At 36.4% G+C, this 4,266-nt stretch carries 4 protein-coding genes and 1 pseudogene; 2 read left to right on the top strand and 3 right to left on the bottom strand.

The window, feature by feature from the left end:
• A pseudogene (locus tag DHL47_RS13120) lies at positions 1-1,002 on the top strand (IS1182 family transposase); the annotation flags it as partial.
• Positions 1,003-1,544: 542 nt separating this feature from the next.
• Here the strand turns inward: DHL47_RS13120 and DHL47_RS13115 are convergent.
• From DHL47_RS13115 to DHL47_RS13105, 3 genes are all read right to left on the bottom strand, one after another.
• A complete protein-coding gene (locus DHL47_RS13115; protein ID WP_420853850.1) occupies positions 1,545-2,651 on the bottom strand; it encodes an Acg family FMN-binding oxidoreductase in 1,107 nt (368 codons plus the stop codon).
• Positions 2,652-2,657: 6 nt separating this feature from the next.
• Entirely contained in the window at positions 2,658-3,302 is a 645-nt protein-coding gene (locus DHL47_RS13110; RefSeq protein WP_128835851.1) for a TetR/AcrR family transcriptional regulator, read from the bottom strand.
• A gap of 67 nt (positions 3,303-3,369) precedes the next feature.
• On the bottom strand, positions 3,370-3,867 hold the full coding sequence (locus DHL47_RS13105; protein ID WP_209552167.1) for a 4'-phosphopantetheinyl transferase family protein: 498 nt from the start codon (positions 3,865-3,867) through the stop codon (positions 3,370-3,372).
• A 266-nt stretch (positions 3,868-4,133) separates the two neighbouring features.
• On the opposite strand from DHL47_RS13105, the gene DHL47_RS13675 reads away from it, so the two are divergent.
• A partial coding sequence (locus DHL47_RS13675) for a helix-turn-helix domain-containing protein (RefSeq protein WP_209552169.1) occupies positions 4,134-4,266 on the top strand: 133 nt, incomplete at its 3' end.

The following is a 4,266-nucleotide window of genomic DNA, read 5'->3' as shown; positions in this document are numbered from 1 at the left end:
AAGAATTATGAGCGCCGCTTTAAAGACAGGGCAGTTGTGGAGGCGATTTTTAACCACATCCTTTCTCTCTGCTTTCAGTATCATTTGGTAGACAGCCGGACTTTGTTTATTGACGGCACACATGTTAAAGCGGCCGCCAACGGTCATAAGTTTACCAATCAGGTCTGCCAGCAGGAAGCCAAATTTATGGCGCAGGAATTGGAAGAGGAGATTAAGAAAGACCGGGGCCAGCGCGGAAAAAAGCCCTTAAAACTCAAGAAGGAGGTGACGGAGAAAGATAGAAAGGTATCCACTACCGACCCTGAGAGCGGCTGGTTTCATAAAGGAGAACATAAGGAAGTCTTTGCTTACAATGTCGAGGCAGCCTGTGATAAGAATGGCTGGATTCTTTCCTATGCCGTCGCAGCTGGAAATGTGCACGACAGCCAGCTCTTTGCGCTCCTCTTTGCCAAGCTGGAACCTTTTGGGCCCCAAACTTTTGTGATGGATTCTGGTTTTAAGACGCCCAGTATTGCCAAGTTCCTGCTGGATCGGAAGCTGACACCGGTTCTGCCTTACACCCGTCCAAGGGGAGATAAGAAGATGCTTCGCCCTAAGGATTTCGTTTATGATGAATACTATGACTGTTATCTCTGCCCGCAGAACCAAGTATTGAGCTACAGCACAACCAACCGGGACGGCTATCGAGAATATAAGAGCAGTCCTGCCATTTGCCAAACCTGTCCTCTTTTGTCTGTCTGCATTAAGGCTAAGAATCATCAGAGGGTCATCACCCGGCATGTTTGGAAGGATTATTTAGATAGATGCGAAGATATTCGGCACACCCCTGAGATGAAAGAATGGTATAAACGGCGCAAGGAGACCATTGAGAGAGACTTTGGGACGGCCAAAGAATATCATGGCATGCGCTACACTAGACAGATTGGCAAGGCCAAAATGGAAGATCAGGTTGGCCTGACTTTTGCCTGCCTGAATCTCAAAAAACTGGTGAAGATGGTCGCCTAGAAGGGCTTTTTATTTTGCCCGAATCCCAAAACCTCAACTATAATGCCGGCACACCAGGAAAATCAGACAAAAAAAGACAAACAAAAAAGACAAACCGCTTTGAAAAAAGGAGTTTGTCTACGGTCTGAGCCTATCGCATAGGCTTTTTCATGTGTTATTTCATGCCCTCTGCAGGGATAAATAGTAAGAAGTGCTAAAAATAAGAAAGTAAGAATCGCGATATATTAAAGCTTTGACGAATTCTTAATAATATTGAAGTAATAAAAGTTGACCAAATTTTATGATGGGTACGTATTTAGAAGGGTAAATTTTTATCTTCTTTTTTGAATAAGTAAAATTATGAGGAATAGTCGATAGAGTTAAATATTAATGTCCCTTGTTGCTATTTGGTTTTACTTGACAAAAATTCACAGTAAGATAGAGGTTTGAGATTATTCTTATCTGCTGTGATAAAATGCTGCAGGATAGCTAAAGGTGTCAACTTAATAGTGTCTATCACCAATAATATTCTTTCTTATTTTTATTAATTAAATTGTTTTTTAATCAGATACAGAGATATACTCTTCAAGGTTTCGTCTTGGACTGATATTTTCTCCATACTCTTTGACATATCCAACTCTGAAAATCATTTGGATATCCTTGTTCAAATTGAGTCGGTTTTGGACCTCCTCTTTGATTGATGGAACTTCAATAATTGAACTAATTGGTTGAACTGCGATCTTTTCTTTTACACAATCATACCAAAAACGTTGAGTTTCTCGGCCAACTCTAATCCAATCAGAAATTGTTTGATTACCAGTAATAACGAAGAAACCACTGGAATTTTCAACTTGGTTCTTTAAAGTGTCAATACTTTGTTTAGCAAATGTTTGACTTGTCGAATTTTGATGATTTGTTGTCAAATAGTATAGTGATTTCAAAATAGGATTCAAGCCAAGCATGTCTCCTGAAATTCCATCTTTTTTTTCTTCCACTTCCTTATTCGAAAAACGAAGCCAATGGTCTTGTTCTTTGAGAAACTCTATATTGCTAGTCTGTTCGGTCATAGCCTCAATGCTTTTATCTTTTAACAGATTGTATTCAGAGCTTCCTGCTTGGTAATAACTCATATCCTTATAACGCTTTGTAAAATTAGTAATAGTTTTTGAATCAATTTGTTGAGACAAGTACTTCCTCTTATCGGTATGTCGCTGCTGGATAATGTCAATTGTCTCTTGATTTGGCTTAGAGTTTTCTTTCTTTTTGTAAGAAATAATGGCAACCTGATAATGGTTTTCTTTATTAGGAGCAATATCTTGAGTAATCATTTCATAACCATAAGCTTGAAAGGATGTTTGAAGGGATTCTATATAGCAACCCAAAGAAATATATAATTCCCGATTTTCAGGGTCAACAACATCTAACAATCGCTTCTCATCAAGGTGAAGCTCTATTGTTTTGTTTGAGTGGGATATTCTTAGTTTCCAGCTTTGAGCATTGTGTGAGTTTGCTGCAAACGAAGCAAGATAAAGAACATTTTCCATATCCGAGGGGATATTTTTTAATGCCAAATTGGACTCTACTTTGGCGGGGCTTCCAATACTAAAAATCATGAGACAACCTCCGGAAATAATCAGTAATAAGAGGAACAAAATGTATTTTTTCATTTATACTCAACCTTTCTTTTTATAATACTCAAGTAAAGCTAAAAACTCGTCTTTTAGAAACTCACTATTATCTAACCCGAGTAATTGATAGTATTCTTTTTTGTTTTGAAACATCCGAACAATACCAGAGAGTGCACTCCATAAAAACATGACAACTCGATTAACGTTTAAGTTAGAATGCAAATAATTAAGTTTGATACCGTCCTCGATAATAAGTCCAATGAGTTTATTAAGATCTAACCCTAGCTGATAAATTTCTCGATATACATTGGGAGTAGACTCTGAATGTATATCCACATTAATGTTTCCAATCATTCCATCGAAATAAATTGGATAGTTTTCACAAAGCTTTGAAATAGCAAAACAAATTTTCAGATAATTATTTGTCCAATCCTCTTTGTTATCAGGAGAATTAGAAATAATATTCTGAATATCTTGATAGAGCTGTTTTGTGTGTTGGTAAACTAAATAAAAGAATATCTCTTCTTTGTTCGCAAAATAAACATAGAGAGTTGCCTTGCTGTAACCAGCCAATTTTGCGATATTATCCATTGTCGTAGCTTCTACACTATTACTCGTAAAAAGAGTATTAGCTGCTTCTGAAATTGTTTTTCTATGGGCATCTGCGGGCTCTTTTTTTCTTCTACCCATTTTATCACCTCCAATAAATTAAACTGTTGGTTTAATTATAATCTGTTTTATCTTTTATGTCAATGAATTAAATTTTAAAAAAAGAGATGACATCTTCTTCCTCCATATAATGCTTTGTTGTCTTTTCCGGATTTTCACAATTGATTGAACAACGATACCCATCTTCTTCCCAAGAATAAAAGATAGAATTTGGTAGAGATAGAGTACTTATATGCTCCGTTTCAGGGGTTAAACCAGTTCCAATTCTTTTAAAATAAGCTTCCTTTTTTGTCCATGTTTCGAAAAAACGTTTGTTGATAATTTTTTCGTTGTTCTCAGCAAAAATAAACTTACACTCATCTGAATGAAACAAATCAAGTGGCATCATAGATTGTAAATTATTTTGAATAAATTCAATATCACATCCAATTTCTTGACTGGTAGATGTACATAATAAAATTTTTTTATGAGAATGTGACAAGCTAAATTTAATTTTAGGAAAAGTTAAAGAAACAGGTTTACCAAACTGGTTAGTTGAAAAATTTAGAAAGTTTGGGGAACAAGATTGTGATTTTGCTAGTTGCATTCTAACTAATAAGGCGGAATATAGAGAAAGAACATAGCACATAAAAAGAGCCAATTCCTAGAGATCTTACTTGCTGTCGCAGCAAATGTAATCGCGTATTTTATTTGCAAATGGCCAGACAGCAAGGACAACCGAGATGACTAGCCTAGCCCACCCTGTTTAAACCGCAAGGAACATAAAAACCACCCCATCTATTTGATATACTCCCCTTATAGTGGACAGTGAAAAAACAAAAATTCACTAGAAGCTATAAGAGGAGTTTTTATATGTCCAAAAGAAGTCAAACCTCCGTTAAGGGAAAGTTAAAAGCAGTTCATCTTTGCTTAGAACAAGGTCGATCTATCCGTACTTTGGCAAGAATATTTGGAGTCTCTGACACAACCATTCGAGACTGGGTTC

This window comes from Streptococcus panodentis (assembly GCF_017884005.1).
Lineage (GTDB): Bacteria > Bacillota > Bacilli > Lactobacillales > Streptococcaceae > Streptococcus > Streptococcus panodentis.
Note: the sequence above shows the minus strand (reverse complement) of the source record. Positions and strands in the feature narration are given on the sequence as shown.